This window comes from Burkholderia sp. Tr-20355 (genome assembly GCF_017104685.1).
Taxonomy (GTDB): domain Bacteria; phylum Pseudomonadota; class Gammaproteobacteria; order Burkholderiales; family Burkholderiaceae; genus Burkholderia; species Burkholderia seminalis.
Genome location: NZ_JAAGPK010000146.1, coordinates 1 through 20,606 on the forward strand (window position 1 = coordinate 1; position 20,606 = coordinate 20,606).

The following is a 20,606-nucleotide window of genomic DNA, read 5'->3' on the forward strand; positions in this document are numbered from 1 at the left end:
TGCCGCCGGCGCGTGCGCCGCGCCCGCCACCAGCAGATAACCGCGGCCGGGGACCGTCTTGATCAGGTCGCGACTCGCGCCGAGCGCCTTGCGCAGCGTCGCCACATGCACCTGAAGGCGGTTCTCCTCCACGATCAGGCCCGGCCAGACCGCGTCCATGATGTCGTCTTTCGACACGACCGAACCGCCCGCGCGATGCAGGACCTCCAGAATGTCGAGCGCACGCGCGCCGATGCGCAGCGACGCGCCCTGGCTGCGTATGTCGCGCTGCTCGAAATCCACCGACAACGTTCCGATCTGGATCATGGCCGCCTCCGGGTACCTCGGGATGACAGCCCGGTGAACGCGGCAGCTCACCGGGCAGGAAGTCCGCGTCCGGCCCGCTGGGCGCGCCGAACGAAAAATGTCGAATTCGGGATCGAGTGTAGACACACGTGTCACGAAAATCTTGAAAGATAATGCGCTGTCCGGCGACTGCCGCCGGACCCCGTGCGGCCGGCCGCCGGCGACGCGCTATACTCCGCCGGGCCGCGTGTACAGGCGTTGCAACGGGGCGTGCAACGACCGCGTGCGGTCGCTTCGCCCCCGGGCGGCAGCGGACGTTTGTGCAAAATCATTTTTGAACGATCGCGCGCCCCTCTAAACTGGACCCGACATTTCGCGTGCCGAGTCCCTCCAGGAAAGCTTCATGCCAGAGCCCGCCCTCGCGCCGCCCGCCCCGTCGCCGGCGCCCATCCCGAAAGACACGCTCGGATGCGTGTCGAGCCTGCTGTCGAAGGATATCGAGCAGACCGTCGGCGGCCTGCGGCTGCATCGCAAGTGCATGCGCGACGCGTTCGTCGAGCACATCGACATGCCCGCGTGCGACCGCGGCTTCCTGGTCGGCGTCTCGCTGAACGGCGGGCACTCGCGCACCATCTACAGCCGCACGGGCGCCTCCGAGCGCCGGTTCCAGCCCCATTCGATCTACATCCGCGATTTCTCGCGGAATTTCCGGGCGGACCTGCACGGCCGGTTCGACTTCCTGCTGGTCGAGCTGCCGCACACGTATCTCGCCGGCCTCGGCCCCGAGCACGACGGCAGCGCGACCGGCGGCCTGCGCTGCCGCCCGGACGCGTGCGACCCGGTGCTCGGCCACCTCGCGCTCGCGGTGGCCGAGGGCCTCGACGCGACGGGGCCGTTGAACACGCTGTTCGTCGAGCAGGTCGGGCTCGCGATCGGCACCCACGTCGTGCGCCGCTACGGCAATCTGCGCGCACGCGACCTGCAGCGCACGGGGAACCTGTCGCCGGCGAAAGTCGCGCGCGCGCAGGAACTCCTGATGGAAAAGGCCGATCTCGGCGTGTCGATCGAGGAAGTGGCGGCCGAGTGCGAGCTGTCGCGCGGGTATTTCATCCGCGCGTTCTCGCGCACCACCGGCCGCACGCCGCACCAGTGGCTGCTCGAACAGCGCGTGATGCGCGCGCGGGACCTGATCGAAACGTCCGACATGACGCTCGCCGACATCGCGATGGCGTGCGGTTTCTCGGACCAAAGCCATCTCAGCCGCGTCTTCGTCAGGATCGTCGGCCATCCGCCCGGCGCCTGGCGGCGCGCACGGTCGCGCTGACGGGTGAAGCCGCGCTCGCGGCGCACCGCCTGAATCGTTCTGAAATCGTCCTGAAAGCCCGGCCCGCGCGCCGGCGGGCGCGCCGCCCGGCGCTAGAATGCGCACGGCATGCAACGCGACGTTGCATCCCGCATACGAGGCGATGACATGGACAAGCTCTCCGCGCTGCGCGCGTTCGTGGAAGTGGCGGAAGCCGGCGGCTTCTCGAGCGCCGGGCGGCGCCTGTCGCTCGCGGCGTCGTCCGTCGTGCGCGCCGTGGACGCGCTCGAGGCGTCGCTCGGCACCGTGCTGCTGAACCGCACGACGCGGCAGGTGACGCTGTCCGACGCGGGAGCCGTGTACTACGCGCGCGCCCGGCGCGTGCTCGAGGAACTCGCCGAGGCCGACGCGCTCGTCGCCGATCGCGGCGACACGCCGTCCGGGCCGTTGCGCGTGTCGGTCCCGGTCGCCTACGGGCTGCGCTGCATTGCGCCGCACATCGCCGCGTTCGTCGCGGCCCACCCGAAACTCGATGTCGACCTGCAACTGACCGACGAGCGGGTCGACCTCGTCGCGAACCGGATCGACGTGGCGATCCGCCTCGGCGACGCGGCGCCGTCCGCGGACGTCGTCGCGCGGCCGCTCGGCACGTTCCGCCGCTACGTCGTCGCGAGCCGCGCCTACCTCGAGGCGCACGGCACGCCGTCGACGCCGGGCGAGCTCGTCGACCATGCGTGCCTGCGCTTTCACTTCGGCGTCGACCAGCAGACCTGGACGTTTGCCGACGCGCAGCGCACGACGCGGGTGATCGTCACCGGGCGGCTGAAATCGAATCACAGCGAGGTGCTGCGCGAGGCCGCGCTGGACGGCGCCGGCATCGCGCTGCTGCCCGACTGGCTGATCGGCGCGGATGTCGAGTCGGGCCGGCTGTGCCGGCTGTTCGATCGCCACGACGTCACGCCGGGCACGGCCCGCTCGGTCGTCACCGCGCTTTACCTGCCGAACCAGCGCGGCTCGAAACGCGTGGCCGCGTTCATCGATTTCGTCGCCGCGCTGGCGCGCGAACCGCGCTGACACGCGCGGCCGCACCCGGCGCGTCACCACCCGAACTTCGCCTCCATCCCGACGTAGTCGGCATTGCGGCCGCCGAGCGCACGGATCGAGCGACCGAGCTGGAAATGCACGGCTTCCACCGCCAGCGCGACGTTCGCGTTGACGAGCCAGTCCACGCGCGCCTGCGCGTACATGCCGGTCCACGCGTCGCCGCGGCCGGCCGTGCCCGGCACCGCGGCCATGCCCTGCCCGTAGATCGCGTCGGCCGTCGTCGCGCGCCACTGGAAGCCGAGCGCCGTCAGCACCGTGACGCTGCTGGCCGGCTTGAACGTCAGCGACGGCTTCACGTGAACCAGGTTGCTGTACCCGGTATAGCCGGCCAGCGTGAAGTAGTACCCGTTCGGAAACAGCGGGTTGAAGGTGCCCACGCGGCCGTCGCCGGGGTGCGTGTCGCCCGACGCGCCGTCGATCTGGATGCCGATACGCGGCGTGCCGGCCGTCTTCGCGAACGTATAGCCGCCGAGCATGCCGAACGCCCACGCGCCGATCGTGGCCTGCCCGACGTGCCCGGTCTGCAGCATCGCCTCGGCGTCCCAGTCGAACCCGGCGGCCTTGCCCGCGTAGCGCATGTCGAATACGTCACGCCGCTCGGTGCCGGACGCGCCGGGATAACGCGCGTTGTCGCGCGTATAGCGCGACCAGTACGCGGACAGATCGCCGGGCCCGGTGCCGTTGCGCTCGATGCGCACGCCGTCGAATCGCAGGTGCCGGTTCGACACGTCGTCGAACACCGCGTCGTCGCGGTATTGCACCGGGCGCGTCGCATAGCCGATCAGCCGCCACGGGCCGATTTCGTAATCGGCCCATACCGCATCGAATGCCTGGCGCACGTTCGGGCCGTCGCGCACCGACACGAAGCGCTGCAGGTCGAACGCCATCTCCTGCCGGCCGACCCGCGCCTTGAACGTGCCGGTGCCGAACTGGCCGACGTACGCGACGAACGCCTGCTCGATATCGAGCAGGTTGCGATCGACCGTGCCGACCGTGTCCTTGCCGAACGGACGCGCATCCGCGAACTGCACGAATGCCTGCAGATGCTCGCGGTAACGCAGGTCCGCATGCACCGTCGCGCGCTCGATCACGTAGTGGTCGTCGTGCGCGGCGCCGAGGCCGAACAGCGGCGCGTTGTTCAGCTCGAAACGCTCGCGCAGGTTCGCGCCGAGCGACAGATAGGTCGACGGGTCGCCGCCGATCGGCAGGTACTTCAGCGCGTCGAACGGCTTGCGCGGCACGCACGGCGCCGCGAGCGCCGACCAGTCCTCCTGCCAGCGGTTGAACAGCACGGCCGGCCGCTTCGCGCCGCACGACGTGCCGGCGGCGTCCGTCGTCGCGGGCGCCTCCGCGCCGGACGCCGCGCCCGCGCACGTCGCGATGCCGCCGGCGAGCACGACGGACGGCAACGCGTTGCGCCACGATCGACCGATCGATCGCCGCACGCTCATTTCGACCGCGCGTGGATCTCGGCGACGTAGCCGCCCGGGAACTGCACGAGCGCCGCATCGCGGCCGTCCGACGCGAACGGCGGCACGAGCACGGTCACGCCCGCGGCCTCTGCCTGCTTCAGCGTCGCGGCGAGATCGGCCACTTCATAGCCGGTCATCTCGCGGCCGAACGGGTAAGGCAAATGGCCGTCGGTGGCGAGCACCGTCATCTTGCCGAAGCCCGATTCGATGCGGATGCGCCGGTACGTGTCGTTCGGCCGGCCGATCTCGATGCCCGGCGCGCGGCGCACGTCGGACACGATCTTGCCGTGCGAGAACGCGACGAAGTCGCGCGCGAGCTTGCTCGCGCTTTGCGGCGACACGTACACGCGGTTTTCCGGCACCGTCTGCAGCGCGTCGTAGTGCGGCGGCTCGTTGTGCCAGTACAGCTGCATGTTCACGCCGCCCGGCCAGCGGACGATCGCGTCTCGGCCGATCGGATCGGGGAACGTGTCGACCACCACGTCCGCGCCGTGCGCGCGCGCCGACTTCATCGCGACGTCGAGATCGGTAACGAGATAACCGGTGCGCTCCGCGCAGAACGGATACGGAATCGGCGTCTTGAAACCGAACACCGAGATCGTGCCGACCGGCGTGAGCACGAGCTGCGACATCGTCTGGCTCGGCGTGGGCGTGACCTGGAACACGCCCTGCTTCGACTTCTTGCCGCCGAAGGTCGCGACGAAGCTGTCGGTGAAACGGTCGAAGTCCTCGGGCGCCACGCACACGTGCGTCGTGTCGTACTGCGGGCCGACCGAGACGTTCGGCGAGCGCGCGGCGGCGGTCTGGCGCGCCGTATCGTCCAGGTGCGTCTCGTCGGCGCGCGACGGCGCGGCGGCCAGCAGCGCGGCCAGCACAGCCGTCGACGCGGCCGTCATGCGCAGCACCTGGCGCAGGTTCAATGCATTCATCGGATTCTCCTTCGTTGAGGGTGGCGGGCACGGCGGCACGCCGCGCCCGGATGCAGCGTTCGGCGTCAGGCCGGTTGCCCGGCGCGGCGGCCGGAGCGAAACGCGAGGAAGCCCAGCACCGCGAGCGGCAGCGCCAGCGCCCAGAACGCGGCGTACAGATAGGCGGTCGCGCCGGCGCCCGCCCCGAGCGCGAAACTCGCGACCGGCGGCAGCGTGCGGCGCAGCCGCGCACGCGCGGCTTCCCGTTCGGCGGGTGCGGCGATCGGCACGAGCCAGTCGAACGCGTCGATCACGGCCTGCGTGACGTTGCCGGTCATGACCGTGTTCGCGACGACCGCGCGTGCCGTCAGGCGCCCGTGCGCGTTCTGAACGCCCATCGCCGCGGCGCCGAGCAGGCCGCAGACGATCGTCGCCGGCGCATCGGCGTCGGCGATCGGCGACGCGATCACGCCGGCGAGCATGAATCCGCCCAGCAGCACCGCCTGCAGCGCATACAGCGAACACGCCCGCGTGCCGTGCCCGTATGCACGGATCCGGTGATCCAGCACGCGCGCCGCCACGATCCCCGCGATGAACGCCGGAAACGCGAGCAACTTGATCGCGAGCCCTTGCCCGACCCCGGCCAGGCCGGAGCCGATCAGGATGAAGTTGCCGGTGACGTGCGCGGTGAACAGGCCGAACAGCGCGACGAAGCCGAGCGTGTCGACGTAGCCGGCGATCGATGCGAGCAGTACATCCTCGCTCCACGCGGCGCCGGGCGCGGCCGCGCCGCTCCCCGTTACTTGCCCCGGTTGCATGACGCGGGGTCCTGCGCGGGGTTGGCGGCGCTCGCGTCCTGCACCTGCGCGGCGGGCGGGCGCATCTGCGCCTGCACGAACGGGATCGCGTGCTCGCCGACGACGATGCCGAGCAGCCCCGCCAGCGCGATCAGCGGCGGCGCGGGCGACTGCACGCGCACGAGGTAGTACAGCAGGCCGACGGCGATGCCGGCCCCCATCGAGATCAGATAAGGCATGGTCCGTTCCGGTTGCGCCGTGCGGCCCGGCGCGGCCGAATGGCGCCCGGCCCGTGCGGCGGTTCGGAAGCAAGACTAGGGAACGGGGATCTGAAAGTCATGGCGGCGAACTGAATTGTTCTGAACGCGCCGCACGGGACTGCTTTCGAACCACGGATCATGCGCGCATCGCTCGCCGACCATGGCGTCGATATTCGTCAGGGGGAAAGAGGAACGAATGATGAGAACGCCGGGCTGCTTGCGGAACGGAAGCACCCGCGCCCGCGATGCCGGCGGCCTCCGCGGCGGCCGTCGACGAGTCGCATGGCGATCTGCCTGCCGGCGGTTGCCGGATGCCGCGCAACGCGCGGCCCGTCGCGGCGAAGCCCCGGCTCGACCCGAGTCAGGCCGGTGTCGGGCAGGCGCCCGCCGCGCCGACATTCCTGCGGCCGAAACGGCGTGCCGGCATCCCCTGCATCGACGCGCCGAAGAAAGGCTCGGTGACGGAACGCGAATCGACGCAACGGCGGGCGCGCGTCCCGCCGTTTTCGTCACCCCCGCACGCGCCGCATCCGGAGCGTCGCCGACGGCGATTCGCCGAACGCCCGCTTGTACTCGATCGCGAACCGCCCGAGATGCGCGAAACCCCATTTCAGCGCGATGTCCGTCACCGACGCGAGCCCCGGCGTCTCGTCGGCCAGCAGTTCCTCGCGCACATGCTGCAGCCGCAACTGCCGCACGAAGCCCATCGGCGTGATCCCGTGGCGATTCCGGAACCCGGCGAACAGCGTGCTCGGGCTGACGCCGGCGAGTTCGGCGAGCCGCTCGATCGTCAGCGGCTCGTCGAGATGCGCGCGGATGTATTCCTCGACGCGCCGCACGTAGAACGGCGCGAGCACCACCGGCACGTGCCGCGTGCCGGCGCGCGCGCTGTTCGGGTGGCCGTGCAGCAGCAGGTTGAGCAGCGTCGATTCGAGCTGCTCGAACGCGAGCGGATGACGCAGCGGATGCGCGTCGGTCGAGATCGCGCCGGCGAGGATCGGCAGCAACTGCGCGAGGCACGTCCCCTGCGAAGACGACAGGCTGAACGCCGGCTCGAATTCGACCGGCGCACGCCGGTCGTCGCCGAAATGCCGCTGCGCATGACGCTCCATCACTTCGCGCTCGATGCGCAGGATCACCTGCGGACAGGCATCGCCCCACCGCATCTTCAGCGGCAGCGTCGGCGAGATCAGCGACGCGACGCCGGGCGCCGACACGAAGCGCGTCGAACCGCACTCGATCTCGGCATCGCCGCGCAGCGGGATCTGCAACAGGAAGAAGTGTTCGAGCGGCCCGGGCTCGATGCTGACGCCGCCGCCATAATCGAGCAGGTTCAGCGACAGGTTGCCCCAGCGCGCGTGATGCATGCAGCTGTGCAGCGCACGCGATTCGCCGGTCGGCGTGAGCCGGTGCGGCTTGAACACGTCGGCGACGCGTGCGCGCACCTCGTCGACGTCGTTCGACTGCAGCATCAGATTGTCGTGATTGAAACAGGCGGCGTCGGCCAGCCAGCCGGTTTCGGAAAATTGCGCCATCGAAGTTCTCCCGTCATGCTCGATCGCACTCGCGCCGTGCATCCGTTCCCCGGATCGGGGAATCCGCCGCACGATCCGGACAGCGCCCGGAGTATCCGGACAGTCCGGCCGTCAAGACACGCAAGTCCCGCGCAAACGACGCAAGAAGCGGACCGTCCGCGCATCGTAGAAAACTGTGCGGGGATTCCGCATCCGCACATACCCGCAGTCAGCCGCGCGCCTGCCCACGCGCGGCGGCCGGTGCAACAGGTTTCCGGAATTCGCGGATACCGGCCGAAGAAAGCGGATAGAAGCGCCCGTTTCGTCCGCCAATACTGGGCCCGTCACCGAGATGAACCGAATGGAGGGACACATGAAAGGACGTCACATCGAGATTCCGTCGCCGGACGGCGGCGCGTTTCGCGCGTACCTGAGCACGCCGGCCGGCGGCGCGGGGCCGGGCATCGTGCTGTGCCACGAGATCTTCGGCGCGAACGCGACGATGCGCGAAACCGCCGACTACTACGCGGAGGAAGGCTATACGGTGCTCGTGCCCGACCTGTTCTGGCGCCAGGCGCCGGGGCTCGAGCTCGGTTACGCGGCGGCCGATGTCGAGCGTGCGATGGCGCTGTATCGCGAATACGACGAGGACAAGGGCGTCGAGGACGTCGGCGTCGCGCTGGACGCGCTCCGGCAACGGCCGGAATGCACGGGCGAGGCCGGCGTGCTCGGCTACTGCCTCGGCGGCAAGCTCGCGTACCTCGCCGCGTGCCGGCTGCCGGGCGTGGCCGCGGCGGTCAGCTACTACGGCGTCGGCATCGAACACGCGCTGGACGAGGCCGCGGCGCTGCGCGGGCGGCTCGTGCTGCAGATCGCGGGGCAGGATCGCTTCTGTCCGCCCGACGCGCAGCAGCGCATCGCCGACGCGCTGTCCGCGCGCGACGGCGTCGAGGTCTACGTGTATCCGGGTGTCGATCACGCGTTCGCCCGCCCCGGCGGCGATCATTTCGACAAGGCCGCCGCGATCATGGCCCACCAGCGCGCGATCGCCGCGTTCCGCGCCGCGCTCGGCCCGCACTACGACCTGTCCACCCTGTGGGAAGTCCATCTGAAGCACGAATTCGACACGCGCAACGTCGACGCGACGATGGCCACGATGGTCGCCGAGCCGTACGTCAACCATATCCCGACGCTGACGGGCGGCGTCGGCCACGACGAGCTGAAGCGCTTCTACACCCACCATTTCGTGCATGCGAATCCGCCCGACACGACGATCACGCCGATCTCGCGCACGATCGGCGCGAGCCAGATCGTCGACGAGCTGCTGTTCTGCTTCACGCACACGACCGAGATCGACTGGATGCTGCCGGGCGTCGCGCCGACCGGCAGGCGCGTCGAGATCCCGCTCGTCGCGATCGTCAAGTTCCGCGGCGACAAGCTGTATCACGAACACATCTACTGGGACCAGGCGAGCGTGCTCGTACAGGTCGGCCTGCTCGAACCGGCCGGACTGCCGGTGGCCGGCGTCGAAACGGCCCGCAAGCTGCTCGACGAAACCGTGCCGTCGAACGGCCTGATGCGCCGCTGGCAGGACAGCGAACCATCGGCGGGTGCGCGCTGACGCGGCCCGTCCCCCACTCACTCAACGATTCCGGGAGACACCCCATGACCGCCCTTGCAGGCAAAGTCGCGATCGTCACCGGCGGCGCCACGCTGATCGGCGCCGCGGTCGCGCAGGACCTGATCCGCGCCGGCGCGCACGTCGCGATCCTCGATCTCGACGCGCAGAACGGCGCGCGCGTGGCCGATTCGCTCGGCGAGCAGGCGCTGTTCGTCGCGCTCGACATCACCGACGACCACGCGATCGCGCGCGCGGTATCGGCCATCGTCGAACGGTTCGGCGCGATCGACGTGCTCGTCAACCTCGCATGCAGCTACGTCGACAACGGCATCCAGGCGACCCGCAACGACTGGCTGGCCGCGATGGACGTCAACGTCGTGTCGGCCGCGATGCTGGCGAAGGCCGTCCATCCGCATATGGCCCGGCGCGGCGGCGGCGCGATCGTGAACTTCAGCTCGATCTCGGCGCAGTGCGCGCAGACGGGCCGCTGGCTGTATCCGACCTCCAAGGCGGCGATCCGCCAGCTCACGCGCAGCATGGCGATGGATCTCGCGCCCGATCGCATTCGCGTCAACTCGGTGTCGCCGGGGTGGACGTGGTCGCGCGTGATGGACGAGATGACGCACGGCGACCGCGCGAAGACCGACCGCGTCGCCGCGCCGTTCCACCTGCTCGGCCGCGTCGGCGATCCGTCCGAGGTCGCGCAGGTCGTCACGTTCCTGTGCAGCGACGCGGCGAGCTTCGTCACCGGCGCCGACTACGCGGTGGACGGCGGCTACGCCGCGATGGGCCCCGAACAGGCGGTGCCGGCCATTCCACGCCTGGCGGAGTGACCACGCGTCGCCACCGCTTCCCGCAACCTTCCGGCCGTCACCCGGCCAACCAAGGACATTCCATGAGACGCATCGCTATCGTCGGCGCCGGCCAGTCCGGCCTGCAACTCGCTTTCGCCCTGCTCGACCAGGGCTATCACGTCACGCTCTCGACCAACCGCGACGCCGAGCAGATCCGCACGGGCAAGGTCATGTCGAGCCAGTGCATGTTCCACACGTCGCTGCAGATCGAGCGCGACCTCGGTCTGAATGCATGGGAGGAAGCGTGCCCGGCCGTCGAAGGCATCGGCATCGCGGTGCCGCATCCCGACGGCAATGGCCGCAAGGCGATCGACTGGTCGTCGCGGCTGACGCGTTATGCGCAGTCGGTCGATCAGCGCGTGAAGATGGCCGACTGGCTCGACGGCGTCCGGCGCCGCGGCGCGGACGTGCGGATCGGCGACGTCGGCGTACCCGAGCTCGAGGCACTCGCGCGCAGCCACGATCTCGTGCTGCTCGCGGCCGGCAAGGGCGACATCGTCAACCTGCTGGGCCGCGACGACGCGCGCAGCGCGTTCGACCGCCCGCAACGCGCGCTGGCGCTCACCTACGTGAAGGGCATGGCGCCGAGCCAGCCGTATTCGCGCGTGCGCTTCAACCTGCTGCCCGGCATCGGCGAGTATTTCGTGTTTCCCGCGCTGACCACGACGGGCCCGTGCGAAATCATGGTGTTCGAAGGGATTCCGGGCGGCCCGCTCGACTGCTGGGCCGACGTGAAGACGCCCGAGCAGCATCTGGACCGGAGCCTGTCGTTCCTGCGGCAATACGTGCCGTGGGAATTCGAGCGCTGCCGCGACGTCGAGCTGACCGATCCGAACGGCACGCTGGCCGGGCGCTTCGCGCCGACGGTGCGCAAGCCGTTCTTCCGGCTGCCGTCGGGCCGCACGGTGTTCGGGATGGCCGATGCGGTGGTCGTCAACGATCCGATCACGGGCCAGGGATCGAACAACGCCGCGAAGTGCGCGCACGCGTATGCCGGCGCGATCGTCGCGCGCGGCGCCGCGCCGTTCGGCGAAGACTGGATGCAGCAGACGTTCGACGGCTACTGGGCGTACGCGCAGCATGTGGTGCGCTGGACCAACTCGCTGCTCACGCCGCCGCCGCCGCACATCCTCGAACTGCTCGGCGCGGCCGGCCAGCTGCCGTCGCTCGCGAAGGCGATCGTCGACGGCTTCGACGATCCGCGCCGGTTCTCGCCGTGGTGGTTCGAGCCGTCGGCCTGCGCGGCGACGATCCGCGAACACAGCGTGCGGGCGGCATGAACGACATGGAAACGCTCATGACCGACCGTTCCGTCCTCGACCCGATGCAACTGCGCGCCGCGTTCGGGCAATTCCCGACCGGCGTCACCGTGATCACCACCTGCGGGCCCGACGGGCGCAAGGTGGGCCTCACCGCCAATTCGTTCTCGTCGCTGTCGCTCGATCCGCCGCTCGTGCTGTGGAGTCTTCGCAAGGTCGCGCCGAGCCGGCCGGATTTCGTCGCGGCCACCCACTTCGCGATCAACATCCTCGCGCACGACCAGATCGACCTGTCGCGCCGTTTCGCGACGCCGAGCGCCGACAAGTTCGACGGCGTGCCGCATGCCGAATCGGACAGCGGCGGCGTGCCCTGCCTCGATGGCGCGAGCGCGCGCTTCGTGTGCCGCAACGTCGGCCACTACGAAGGCGGCGATCACCTGCTCTTCATCGGCGAGATCGAGCAGTTCGACGCATTCGGCAAGGCGCCGCTCGTGTTCCATGCGGGCCAGTATCGCGCGATCGCCGATCATCCCGATCTTTTACGCACTATTTGATTAGTCATCCGTAAAAATACCCAGGAGGTGGTGAACATGAAACTCGGCTCTCGCCTGCTCGTCGTCGCAGGCCTCGCGATCGCCGGCATCGCCGGCAGCGCGCCGGCCCACGCGGCCGACCTGCCGTCGGTCAACCTCGGCATGACCAGTTTCCTCGACGGCATGCCGCCGGCCGGCTCCGGCTGGTACGGCACGCAGTACCTGCAGTACTACACGGCCGGCCGCGTCAACGACAATGCGGGCAACAAGGTCGGGCTGCCGAAGCAGGACATCGACCTGTTCGCGGGGCTGAGCCAGCTCGTCTACCAGTCGCCGCTGACGTTCGCGGGCATGCACCCGGGGCTCGACGTGATCCTGCCGTGGATCGCATCCGCGCGGACCGACGACGGCATCGGCAACGTCGCGCTGAATGCGCGCGCCGGGTTCGGCGACCTGCTGATCGGCCCGTTCATCCAGTTCGACCCGGTGATGGGCGCGCAGGGCCCGCGTTTCGCGCAGCGCGTCGAGTTCCAGTTCATCGCGCCGACCGGCGCGTACGATCCGGCGCGCGCGATCAACCCGGGCAGTCATTTCTGGTCGTTCGATCCGTACTGGGCGGCCACGCTGTGGCTCACACCGAAATGGACCGTGTCGTGGCGGCTGCACTATCTGTGGAATGCGACCAACCATCGGCCGGCCGCGTCGCTCGGCCCCGACGTGACGTCGACGCGGGCCGGCCAGGCGATCCACGTGAACTTCGCGACCGAGTATGAAGTGCGTCCGGGCCTGCGACTCGGGCTCAACGGCTACTGGCTGCGCCAGACCACCGACATGCAGGCAAACGGACAGGACGTGCCCGGCACGCGGGAAGCCGTGTTCGCGATCGGGCCGGGCGCGATGTATAGCTTCTCGCCGCACGACCACCTGCTGTTCAACACGTACTTCGAGACCCATGCGCGCAACCGGCCGCAGGGGACGCGGATGGTCCTGCGCTACGTGCATCACTTCCAGTGACGTATCGCACCCCGGCGCGTCGATGCGCGACACGCCGCTTCGATGGTTAGCAGTAGGGGGCAACCGTGAAGGCGGTGGACTACGGCTTGTTCCATGGCCGACCATGGGTCCAGGATGCGTTGACGCCGCCATGGTCGACCTGTCTCGCGGCGCCGCCTGGGGAGGGAGCCTCCATGAAGCCTGTTGCCGTGCCGGCCGACGGCGGTGTCGGGGCCGGCGAGTTCATCCTGTGCAGCGCGGCCGGCGTCATGCCGGCTCGCCGCTCACTGCGCGATGCCCACGAACGTCGGCAGCAGCACGCGATAGACGTGGATCATCGCCGGCCCGAGCAGCACCAGCATCAGCGCGGGGAAGATGCAGAAGATCAGCGGAAACAGCAGCTTCAGCGCGATCTTCGCGGCCCGCTCCTCCGCGCGCATGCGCCGCCGGGTGCGCAGCATGTCCGACAGCACGCGCAGCGATTCGCTGATGCTCGTGCCGAAGCGATCGGCCTGGATCAGCATCGCGCAGAACGACTCGATGTCTTCCACGCCGGTGCGCAGCGCGAGATTGCGCAGCGCGGTTTCCTTCGTGAAGCCGGAGCGCATCTCGAGCAGCAGCAGGTCGAGTTCGCTCGCGACCACCTCGCTGCTGAACCGCAGCTCCTCGCTCACCTTCATCAGCGCCGCGTCGAGCCCAAGCCCCGCTTCGACGCACACGGTCAGCAGGTCGAGCGCATCGGGGAAATCCTCGAAGATCTTCTGCTGGCGCACCTTGATCCGCTGTGACAGCACGATGTTCGGGATGTAGTAGGCGATACAGGCGAGCACCACGAGGATGGCCGACAGCAACGCGCGCTCGTCGCCGAGCGACGTCGTGATCAGCACCGGCAGCACCGCGCACGGCAGCGCGAGCGCCGCCACCGTCTTCGCGGTGAAATACAGCGCGGCCGCACCGGGGTTGCGCCAGCCGGCATTCATGAGCCGGATGCGCAGTGGCGAATTCTCCCAGCCCTCCTTCGGCACCGACAGCTTCGAGATCGGGGTGGACAGCTCGACCAGCTTCGCGACCCAGCGCGACGTCAGGTCGTCGTCGCCGCCCGTGCCTGTACCTGGGCCTGCGACGGCGCCCGCACCGGCGCCGCCGGCCTGCTGGATCCGGCGCTGCAGGTTGCGCGGCGCGAACAGCAGCATCGCGACGAGCACGCCGCCGGCCACGAAGATGAACAAGCCGCCCAGCATCACGGCCTGGACCACGCTCAGGTTTTGCATGACAGCCTCGCTACGGTTCGTTATTCGGCTCGCGCGTCAGACGCGAATGCGGACGATGCGGCGGATCCAGAACAGGCCGAACGCCATCGACACCAGCATCGTGCCGACCATCCGGATCCCGGCCGGATCCTCCCAGAGCACCGACAGGAATTCGCGGTTCAGCAGCGCCATCACCGCGGCGGTCCCGAACGGCAGCAGCCCGAGAATCCACGCGGACAACCGCCCTTCCGCCGACAGCACCCGCACCTTGTCGAACAGCTTGAAGCGTTCGCGGATCAGCGCGCCGATGCTGTCGAGCAGCTCGGCCAGGTTGCCGCCCGTCTCGCGCTGGATCAGCACCGCGATCACGAAATAGCGCAGGTCCTGCACCGGCACGCGCGTGGCGAGGTTCATCAGCGCGTCGTGCAGCGACACGCCGTAGTTGACCTCGTCGAACGTGACGCGGAATTCGCCGCCCATCGGATCGGGAAACTCGTCGCCGACCATCCCGAGCGTGCTCGTGAACGAATGGCCGGAACGCAGCGCGCGCGAGATCATGTCGCAGATGTCCGGCAACTGCCGCTCGAGCTTGCGCAACCGGCGCCCGCGGCAGCGCATCACGTACATCAGCGGCAGGCAGCCGGCCAACAGCGCGACCGGCAGCGCGGCGAGCTGCATGCGCGTGGCGACGCTCGTCGTGAACCATGCGAACGCCGCGAACACGGCACTGAGCACGATCAGCTTCGGCAGCGTCCAGTCGAGGCCCGATTGCTGGATCACGAGATCGAGCGCGTGCACGCGCGGCACGCGCAGCAGCATCCGGTCGAACGGCCTCGACTCGTCGAGCATCCGCTTCTTCAGGATCGACAGCCGCTCCTGCTGCACGTTGCCGCCGGCCGACATCGCGCGAATGCGCGATTCGATCCTGCGCGCGGCGGAGCCGTGCCGCGCGTTCCACCATTGATACGCCCCTTCGATGGTCAGCACGACCGCGACGAAGGTGAGAATCACAAAGCCGTAAAAGATCGTGTTCATGAAGCCTCCCCGGCAGCAAACGGCGCGCTGTGATCAGTTCGTCTCGTACCGCTGGGACGGGTCGTAAAGCGAATCCGGCAGGTTGATGCCGAACGCCTGCAGCCGCTCGACGAACTTCGGCCGCACCCCGGTCGCGCAGAAGTGGCCGCGTACCGAACCGTCGCGGTCCACGCCCGTGCGCTTGAACGTGAAAATCTCCTGCATGTTGATGATGTCGCCTTCCATCCCGGTCAGTTCCTGGATGCTGACGATCTTGCGCTTGCCGTCGGTCAGCCGCGCGGCCTGCACGACCACCGAGATCGCCGACGCGATCTGCTGGCGCATCGTCTTCGGCGGCAGCGACAGCCCCGCGACGCTGATCATGTTCTCGAGCCGCGTCAGCGCGTCGCGCGGCGTGTTCGCGTGGATCGTCGCGAGCGAACCTTCGTGGCCGGTATTCATCGCGTTGAGCATGTCGAGCGCTTCGGCGCCGCGCACTTCGCCGAGGATGATCCGGTCGGGCCGCATCCGCAGCGCGTTGCGCACCAGCGTGCGCTGCGTGATCTCGCCCTTGCCCTCGATGTTCGGCGGGCGCGTTTCGAGCCGCAGCACGTGCGGCTGCTGGAGTTGCAGCTCGGCCGCGTCCTCGATCGTCACGATCCGCTCGTTGCGCGGAATGTAGCCGGACAGGATGTTGAGCAGCGTCGTCTTGCCGCTGCCGGTGCCGCCCGACACGAGCACGTTCACCTTCGCGCGCGACAGCGCGTCGAGCAGCTCGGCCATCGGCGGCGTCAGGCTGTGGAAGCGCACCAGATCGTCCATCTTCAGCGGATTGACCGCGAAGCGCCGGATCGACATCAGCGGTCCGTCGATCGCGGACGGTGGGATGATCGCGTTCACGCGCGAGCCGTCGGGCAGCCGCGCGTCGACCATCGGGCTCGATTCGTCGATGCGGCGCCCGACGCGCGACACGATCTTCTCGATCACCTTCATCAGGTGCGCGTCGTCGTAGAACGTCACGTCGGTCAGCTCGAGCTGGCCGCAGCGCTCGACATACACCTGGCGGTACGTGTTCACGAGGATGTCGGAGATCCCGGGGTCGCGCAGCAGCGCTTCGAGCGGGCCGAAACCGAACATTTCGTCGTACACGTCGATCGCGAGCTGCCGGCGCTCGATGTCGTTCGCGGGCAGCCGCTCCTCGTCGAGGATGCGCGCGATCAGCGCGCCGATCTCCATGCGGACCTGATCCTGCGGCATCCGCGACAGGCGTTCGAGTTCGACGCGCTCGAGCACGGTCAGGTGAATTTCGCGGCGCAGCTTCTGGTAGGCGTCGCGTACCGACGAATGAGCCGGACCGGCCGGTTCGCTGCCTGCCGACAGCGGCTGGGCCCGGTGCAAGGACATCTGTTCGCGCAATGACATGATGGTTCCCCGGAAGAATTACATGGACTTGAGCTTCGGCGTGGCCTTGCGGCCGAACAGCCGGGACATCAGCGGTTCGCTGGGCGCCACGCTGCGTCCCGCGCGCGTTTCGCCGTCGACGAGTTGTTTCGCGCAGGCCTGCAACGCGCGCGCGACCGCCGTGCCGCGCGCGAGCCGCGACACCGGATGGCCCTGGTTGATCGCTTCGAGCACGGTATCGGCGTCGTCCGGAATCGTGCAGGCGGCATGCAGGCCGAGCACTTCCTCGAGCGCCGTGCGGGTCCGGTCGCTCGCGCGCGTCGCGCGGTTCACGATCAGGCGCAACTGGTCGGTCGAGTAGCCGAGCGACACGAGGATCTCCAGCAGCCGGCGGCCGGCGCGCACGTGCGGCATCGCGGGCTGCAGCACGATCTGGATCTGGTCGCTGCGATCCAGCGCGACCATCGACAACGGATTGATGCCGACCCCGACGTCGAAGATCACGAAGTCGTAGCGCGGCGCGGCGACGCCGAGGATCCATTCGAGTGCATCCTCGCGCATCTCGGCGGCCTTGACCGGGTCGCCGGCGCCCGCGAGCACGTGAAAGTTCTCCGTCACGTGCGCGACGCTCGCGTCGAGAAACGCGCTGTCGAGCCGCTCGATCTGCGCGCATAGCTGCGGCAGCGTCGACGGCGGGGTTTCGTCGCTGACGAGGAAAGCCGCATCGGCGAACTGCTGGTTCAGGTCGATCAGCAGCACGCGGCGCTTGAAGCCCTCGGCGATCTCGAACGCGACGTTGCTGGCCGCGAAGCTCGTGCCGGCCCCGCCCTTGCACGACATGAACGACACGATCCGCGTATCGTCGCTGTCGCACCGCGTGCTTTGCGCGGCGGCGCGTTCGAGCGCGTTGCCGAGCGCCTGAGGATCGATCGGCCATTGCAGCACGTCGCGCGCGCCGGCGCGCATCGCGTCGAGCAGCACGTGCGGCGACGCATCGGCCGTCACCAGGATGCAGGTCAGGTTCGCGTGCGCGCGGCAGATCCGCTCGATCGCCGCCAGCTCCGACGGATCGAGCAACGTGCCGTCGACCAGCAGGATGTCGAACGCGTCGAGCCCGTCGGTGCGATGCTCGATCTGGGACGGGCGCCCGGTCGCGCGCGTCGCGCGATAGCGTCCGCAGTCGGCCACGAGACGCGCGATCTGCGTGAGCCGCGCGGTATCGTCGGAAGCTACGAGGATGTTGATCATGTCGTGTGCCTCGTGTGTTCGATCAGTTGCAGGCGGCGCCGCCCGTCGAGGAGGTCAGGCTCTCGCGCGGCAGCGTCGTCGTGAACGGCGGCATCCTGACCGTGACGTTCACGAACGGGATCATGGTCTTGACGGTGACGTTCGTGACGCTGACGGTCACGAACGCGCACGAGTTCACGTCGCAGCTCGCCGGCAAGTAATTCACCGACACGTTCGCGTTCGACAGCAGCGGCATCAACGACCTCACGCGCTTCGTGACGCCGGCCGCGTTCACGTCGCACACCACCGCCGTGCGCGCGCCCAGACGCACGGCCTCGCTCGCGGTGTTCCAGTAGAACAGCACGCGGCCGAATTCGAAGATGCCGATCAGCAGCATGATCAGGACCGACGCGATGAGCCCGAACTCGACGATCGCCGAGCCGCGTTGACCGCGCCGGCGCGACGGCGGAACATGGCGCGCGTTCATGACACTTGCCTCATCACGGTGACGATGTTGTTGAAGGTGATCGACGGCAGCCACGGGTACGCGGGAATCGGCCGGTAACGGTAGCCCTTGATCTTCACTTCGACGACGTTGATCGCGCCCGTCGCCGTCCCGCTTGCCGCGTTGTTGTTCGAGTCGTAGGTCGGCAGGTTCGCGAACTGCGCCGGATCGGACGCGTCGCCGCAGCCGGTCGTGCGCTGCGCGTCGCAGATGGTCACCATCGACGTCGTGAGCCCCGGCACCAGCTCGGTGCCCGACGAACCGCACGTCGTGCTGCCGTAGACGACGAGGCACTGCGCCTGCGACACCGGATACGCGCTGTCGGTCGGCAGCCAGACCGACAGGTAGCGCGCCGCGTCGCGCGTCGCCTTGGTCAGCGTCTCGTACTGGTAGATCGCGCGGCCGAACTCGGCCACGCCGGTCGCGAGCATGACCATCGGCATCAGCACGAGCGCGAACTCGACGGCAACGACGCCACGGGTACGCGAACGGCGCAACGGGAGCTTGTTCATGATCGCCTCGCTATTGAACGAGCATCGGAACCTGGGTACCCGATGCGCTGCCGCTGCCGGGCAATCCGTGCGTCGCGCACGGATTGTTGCCGGACACCGACGAACCGAGGTATTCGAGGTGCGCCACGACCCCGCCTTTGCCGGGACTGAACGGCAGCGGGTCGAGCATCAGCACGCAATCCCATTGCGTGACGTGCACCTTGCCGCTGTTCCCCTTCAGCGTCGAGCAGTCGCCTTCCGGTGCGAGCGCGACGCGGCGGTCGCCCCCGTAGGTCTGGTAGTTGCTCGCCGTGGCCGTGCCGTTGGTGGAAATCCCGCTTCCCGACGGCGGCGCGCCATCGCCCTGGTAGGACTTGAAATTCGTACGGTCGGTGACGAACTGCGTATAGGCGTCACCCTTGATGCCCGCCGTTCCCGGCGGCCCGTAGTTCGGCCCGACGTAGGCGTAGCCGGTGAAGTCCGGCTGGCCGCTCGAGCCGTTCGCGCCGTTCGTGTAGATCCCGAAGCGCGTATTCCACGCGCGCAGCGACGCCGACTTCAGGCCGGTGGTGCTCAGGTCGGGCGGGCTCGTGATGTTGCAGGTGTTGCCCGACAGCTCGCCCGCGAGCGTCGGCTCGTCCGTCGAGCCGTCGAGCGCCGCCCAGCCGAAGTTGCCGGGCCCGTAGGTCGACGACGAACCGGACGGCGACGAGATCCAGTCGCCGACCTTGTAGGCCGGATCGGACGGGCCGCGGCACACGAACACCGGAATCGCGCAGGTGGTCTGCCCGCCGCCGACCGTCGCGATCGCGCTCGCCGAGACTTCCGCCGCGTTCGCGAGCTTCATGCCCGGCAGCACGTTCAGCACCTCGATGAACCAGTGCGCGATGTTGCTCAGCTTGGCCGTGCATTGCACGTACTTCATGTTCGCCGGCGTCGTGACGGCGTTCTTCGTCAGGAACGGGTTGGTCAGCGAATCGCTGAACGTGACGTTCGCGTTCGTCGACATCTGCACCGCGTTGTTCTGGAAGAACACCAGATTGAGGTGGCCGGCGGCGATGCCGTCGGCCTCGGCCACCGACAGGCTGATGGCCGACGTCAGGTCACGCGCAGCCGACAGCGCGCACGCATCGGCGCTGTTCTGCAGCTCGCTGCGCGTGACGTACAGCTTGCCGAGATCCAGCGCGAGACCGACGAACCCGATCATCACCGCCAGCGCGAGACCGACGATGATCGCGACGGCACCGCGCTGGCGATGCGGGCCGCGACGCGTGACTTTCGGATGACGTGCTGCGCTGTTCATGGCGTTCTCCCTGAGCATGCCGTCGTTACTGGGTGGCCTTGCCGATGCCGATCACAAACGCATTGGCGGGCGGCACGGTCTGCTTGAACGACCTGTCGTAGTTGTCGAGCGCGGCCGCGGCGGCGCTGCCGTCGACGCCCGACGCCGAGGCCGCGTGTTCGGCGGCATGCGGATCGATGATCTGGGCCTGCATCACGGTGCGGACCGAGTCGCCGAAGCGGCTGTCCCACACCGGTGTCGACGACATGCAGCCGGCAAGCGCGAACGCGAGCGGGACGGCGAGCGCCGCGCGGCGCACGAATACGAGGTAGGCGGTTTTCATGAGTGTCCCCTTGACGAGTTTCAACGATCGGTGGACTCGGGTGCCGCGCTCACGCGCGCAACCTGCGCCCGCGCTGCGGCCGGGATCCGGTGCCTGGGCCGCGCCGCCGGCTGGGCCCGCGTGTCGGATCGGAAGGGCGTCGTGTAGGGAAAGAGGGTTAAGGTCAGTGGCGCTCTCGGTGGGTGCACTT

General features: G+C 68.8%; 21 protein-coding genes. 7 read left to right on the plus strand and 14 right to left on the minus strand.

Going from position 1 to position 20,606, the window contains the following annotated elements; all coding sequences use genetic code 11:
* Nucleotides 1–306 (minus strand): winged helix-turn-helix domain-containing protein (locus G3N62_RS27210; RefSeq protein ID WP_206141349.1); only part of this gene is annotated, 306 nt, incomplete at its 3' end.
* 382 nt (nucleotides 307–688) lie between these two features.
* Between G3N62_RS27210 and G3N62_RS27215 the strand changes: the two genes are divergently transcribed.
* The gene (locus tag G3N62_RS27215) at nucleotides 689–1,609 is read left to right on the plus strand and encodes an AraC family transcriptional regulator (protein ID WP_069245802.1); all 921 of its coding nucleotides are present in this window, start codon (nucleotides 689–691) and stop codon (nucleotides 1,607–1,609) included.
* A 147-nt stretch (nucleotides 1,610–1,756) separates the two neighbouring features.
* Nucleotides 1,757–2,662 carry a LysR family transcriptional regulator gene (locus G3N62_RS27220; RefSeq protein ID WP_059560835.1) on the plus strand — a complete coding sequence of 302 codons (906 nt, stop codon included), beginning with the start codon at nucleotides 1,757–1,759 and terminating at the stop codon, nucleotides 2,660–2,662.
* Between the two features lie 23 nt (nucleotides 2,663–2,685).
* Here G3N62_RS27220 and G3N62_RS27225 read toward each other — a convergent pair whose 3' ends face one another.
* The 5 genes from G3N62_RS27225 to G3N62_RS27245 form a co-directional block, all read right to left on the minus strand.
* Nucleotides 2,686–4,143 carry an alginate export family protein gene (locus G3N62_RS27225; protein ID WP_124608315.1) on the minus strand — a complete coding sequence of 486 codons (1,458 nt, stop codon included), beginning with the start codon at nucleotides 4,141–4,143 and terminating at the stop codon, nucleotides 2,686–2,688.
* Nucleotides 4,140–5,093 (minus strand): hypothetical protein, encoded by a 954-nt coding sequence (locus G3N62_RS27230; protein WP_059560829.1) that lies wholly within the window; start codon nucleotides 5,091–5,093, stop codon nucleotides 4,140–4,142. The genes G3N62_RS27225 and G3N62_RS27230 overlap by 4 nt, the downstream gene beginning before the upstream one ends.
* A gap of 65 nt (nucleotides 5,094–5,158) precedes the next feature.
* Nucleotides 5,159–5,890 carry a YoaK family protein gene (locus tag G3N62_RS27235; protein ID WP_069245800.1) on the minus strand — a complete coding sequence of 244 codons (732 nt, stop codon included), beginning with the start codon at nucleotides 5,888–5,890 and terminating at the stop codon, nucleotides 5,159–5,161.
* Nucleotides 5,872–6,108, minus strand: a complete 237-nt coding sequence (locus G3N62_RS27240) for a DUF1427 family protein (RefSeq protein ID WP_034191750.1) — start codon at nucleotides 6,106–6,108, stop codon at nucleotides 5,872–5,874. Before G3N62_RS27240 ends, G3N62_RS27235 begins: the two co-directional genes overlap by 19 nt.
* A gap of 530 nt (nucleotides 6,109–6,638) precedes the next feature.
* On the minus strand, nucleotides 6,639–7,664 hold the full coding sequence (locus tag G3N62_RS27245; protein ID WP_069704802.1) for an AraC family transcriptional regulator: 1,026 nt from the start codon (nucleotides 7,662–7,664) through the stop codon (nucleotides 6,639–6,641).
* 352 nt (nucleotides 7,665–8,016) lie between these two features.
* On the opposite strand from G3N62_RS27245, the gene G3N62_RS27250 reads away from it, so the two are divergent.
* The 5 genes from G3N62_RS27250 to G3N62_RS27270 all read left to right on the plus strand — a co-directional run bounded on the left by G3N62_RS27250 (nucleotide 8,017) and on the right by G3N62_RS27270 (nucleotide 12,924).
* Complete coding sequence (locus tag G3N62_RS27250; protein WP_069704803.1) at nucleotides 8,017–9,264, plus strand: dienelactone hydrolase family protein; 1,248 nt, start codon at nucleotides 8,017–8,019, stop codon at nucleotides 9,262–9,264.
* A gap of 44 nt (nucleotides 9,265–9,308) precedes the next feature.
* Nucleotides 9,309–10,097 carry an SDR family oxidoreductase gene (locus tag G3N62_RS27255; RefSeq protein ID WP_034191753.1) on the plus strand — a complete coding sequence of 263 codons (789 nt, stop codon included), beginning with the start codon at nucleotides 9,309–9,311 and terminating at the stop codon, nucleotides 10,095–10,097.
* Nucleotides 10,098–10,159: 62 nt separating this feature from the next.
* Entirely contained in the window at nucleotides 10,160–11,398 is a 1,239-nt protein-coding gene (locus tag G3N62_RS27260; RefSeq protein ID WP_059560817.1) for a styrene monooxygenase/indole monooxygenase family protein, read from the plus strand.
* A gap of 5 nt (nucleotides 11,399–11,403) precedes the next feature.
* Entirely contained in the window at nucleotides 11,404–11,931 is a 528-nt protein-coding gene (locus G3N62_RS27265; RefSeq protein WP_059561338.1) for a flavin reductase family protein, read from the plus strand.
* A 36-nt stretch (nucleotides 11,932–11,967) separates the two neighbouring features.
* Nucleotides 11,968–12,924, plus strand: coding sequence for a transporter (locus G3N62_RS27270; protein ID WP_124669437.1), 957 nt, complete (start codon nucleotides 11,968–11,970; stop codon nucleotides 12,922–12,924).
* Nucleotides 12,925–13,187: 263 nt separating this feature from the next.
* Here G3N62_RS27270 and G3N62_RS27275 read toward each other — a convergent pair whose 3' ends face one another.
* The 8 genes from G3N62_RS27275 to G3N62_RS27310 are packed head-to-tail and all read right to left on the minus strand — an operon-like array spanning nucleotide 13,188 to nucleotide 20,416.
* Entirely contained in the window at nucleotides 13,188–14,174 is a 987-nt protein-coding gene (locus G3N62_RS27275; protein ID WP_034191755.1) for a type II secretion system F family protein, read from the minus strand.
* A 36-nt stretch (nucleotides 14,175–14,210) separates the two neighbouring features.
* Nucleotides 14,211–15,188 (minus strand): type II secretion system F family protein, encoded by a 978-nt coding sequence (locus G3N62_RS27280; RefSeq protein ID WP_069245798.1) that lies wholly within the window; start codon nucleotides 15,186–15,188, stop codon nucleotides 14,211–14,213.
* Between the two features lie 33 nt (nucleotides 15,189–15,221).
* A complete protein-coding gene (locus G3N62_RS27285; RefSeq protein WP_034191757.1) occupies nucleotides 15,222–16,589 on the minus strand; it encodes a CpaF family protein in 1,368 nt (455 codons plus the stop codon).
* A gap of 18 nt (nucleotides 16,590–16,607) precedes the next feature.
* Nucleotides 16,608–17,816 carry an AAA family ATPase gene (locus G3N62_RS27290; RefSeq protein WP_059560805.1) on the minus strand — a complete coding sequence of 403 codons (1,209 nt, stop codon included), beginning with the start codon at nucleotides 17,814–17,816 and terminating at the stop codon, nucleotides 16,608–16,610.
* Between the two features lie 22 nt (nucleotides 17,817–17,838).
* Nucleotides 17,839–18,282: a TadE family protein gene (locus G3N62_RS27295; RefSeq protein ID WP_059560802.1), complete on the minus strand. Its 444-nt coding sequence runs from the start codon at nucleotides 18,280–18,282 to the stop codon at nucleotides 17,839–17,841.
* Entirely contained in the window at nucleotides 18,279–18,812 is a 534-nt protein-coding gene (locus tag G3N62_RS27300) for a TadE/TadG family type IV pilus assembly protein (RefSeq protein WP_059560799.1), read from the minus strand. The genes G3N62_RS27295 and G3N62_RS27300 overlap by 4 nt, the downstream gene beginning before the upstream one ends.
* 10 nt (nucleotides 18,813–18,822) lie before the next feature.
* On the minus strand, nucleotides 18,823–20,094 hold the full coding sequence (locus G3N62_RS27305) for a TadE/TadG family type IV pilus assembly protein (RefSeq protein ID WP_059560796.1): 1,272 nt from the start codon (nucleotides 20,092–20,094) through the stop codon (nucleotides 18,823–18,825).
* A 25-nt stretch (nucleotides 20,095–20,119) separates the two neighbouring features.
* Nucleotides 20,120–20,416, minus strand: a complete 297-nt coding sequence (locus G3N62_RS27310; RefSeq protein WP_034191762.1) for a hypothetical protein — start codon at nucleotides 20,414–20,416, stop codon at nucleotides 20,120–20,122.
* Between the last annotated feature and the right edge of the window lie 190 nt (nucleotides 20,417–20,606).

Coding starts and splice junctions, on each gene's coding strand:
- G3N62_RS27215 (WP_069245802.1), top strand. CDS start 689: ATGCCAGAGCCCGCCCTCGCGCCGCCCGCCCCGTCGCCGGCGCCCATC.
- G3N62_RS27220 (WP_059560835.1), top strand. CDS start 1,757: ATGGACAAGCTCTCCGCGCTGCGCGCGTTCGTGGAAGTGGCGGAAGCC.
- G3N62_RS27225 (WP_124608315.1), bottom strand. CDS start 4,143: ATGAGCGTGCGGCGATCGATCGGTCGATCGTGGCGCAACGCGTTGCCG.
- G3N62_RS27230 (WP_059560829.1), bottom strand. CDS start 5,093: ATGAATGCATTGAACCTGCGCCAGGTGCTGCGCATGACGGCCGCGTCG.
- G3N62_RS27235 (WP_069245800.1), bottom strand. CDS start 5,890: ATGCAACCGGGGCAAGTAACGGGGAGCGGCGCGGCCGCGCCCGGCGCC.
- G3N62_RS27240 (WP_034191750.1), bottom strand. CDS start 6,108: ATGCCTTATCTGATCTCGATGGGGGCCGGCATCGCCGTCGGCCTGCTG.
- G3N62_RS27245 (WP_069704802.1), bottom strand. CDS start 7,664: ATGGCGCAATTTTCCGAAACCGGCTGGCTGGCCGACGCCGCCTGTTTC.
- G3N62_RS27250 (WP_069704803.1), top strand. CDS start 8,017: ATGAAAGGACGTCACATCGAGATTCCGTCGCCGGACGGCGGCGCGTTT.
- G3N62_RS27255 (WP_034191753.1), top strand. CDS start 9,309: ATGACCGCCCTTGCAGGCAAAGTCGCGATCGTCACCGGCGGCGCCACG.
- G3N62_RS27260 (WP_059560817.1), top strand. CDS start 10,160: ATGAGACGCATCGCTATCGTCGGCGCCGGCCAGTCCGGCCTGCAACTC.
- G3N62_RS27265 (WP_059561338.1), top strand. CDS start 11,404: ATGGAAACGCTCATGACCGACCGTTCCGTCCTCGACCCGATGCAACTG.
- G3N62_RS27270 (WP_124669437.1), top strand. CDS start 11,968: ATGAAACTCGGCTCTCGCCTGCTCGTCGTCGCAGGCCTCGCGATCGCC.
- G3N62_RS27275 (WP_034191755.1), bottom strand. CDS start 14,174: ATGCAAAACCTGAGCGTGGTCCAGGCCGTGATGCTGGGCGGCTTGTTC.
- G3N62_RS27280 (WP_069245798.1), bottom strand. CDS start 15,188: ATGAACACGATCTTTTACGGCTTTGTGATTCTCACCTTCGTCGCGGTC.
- G3N62_RS27285 (WP_034191757.1), bottom strand. CDS start 16,589: ATGTCATTGCGCGAACAGATGTCCTTGCACCGGGCCCAGCCGCTGTCG.
- G3N62_RS27290 (WP_059560805.1), bottom strand. CDS start 17,816: ATGATCAACATCCTCGTAGCTTCCGACGATACCGCGCGGCTCACGCAG.
- G3N62_RS27295 (WP_059560802.1), bottom strand. CDS start 18,282: ATGAACGCGCGCCATGTTCCGCCGTCGCGCCGGCGCGGTCAACGCGGC.
- G3N62_RS27300 (WP_059560799.1), bottom strand. CDS start 18,812: ATGAACAAGCTCCCGTTGCGCCGTTCGCGTACCCGTGGCGTCGTTGCC.
- G3N62_RS27305 (WP_059560796.1), bottom strand. CDS start 20,094: ATGAACAGCGCAGCACGTCATCCGAAAGTCACGCGTCGCGGCCCGCAT.
- G3N62_RS27310 (WP_034191762.1), bottom strand. CDS start 20,416: ATGAAAACCGCCTACCTCGTATTCGTGCGCCGCGCGGCGCTCGCCGTC.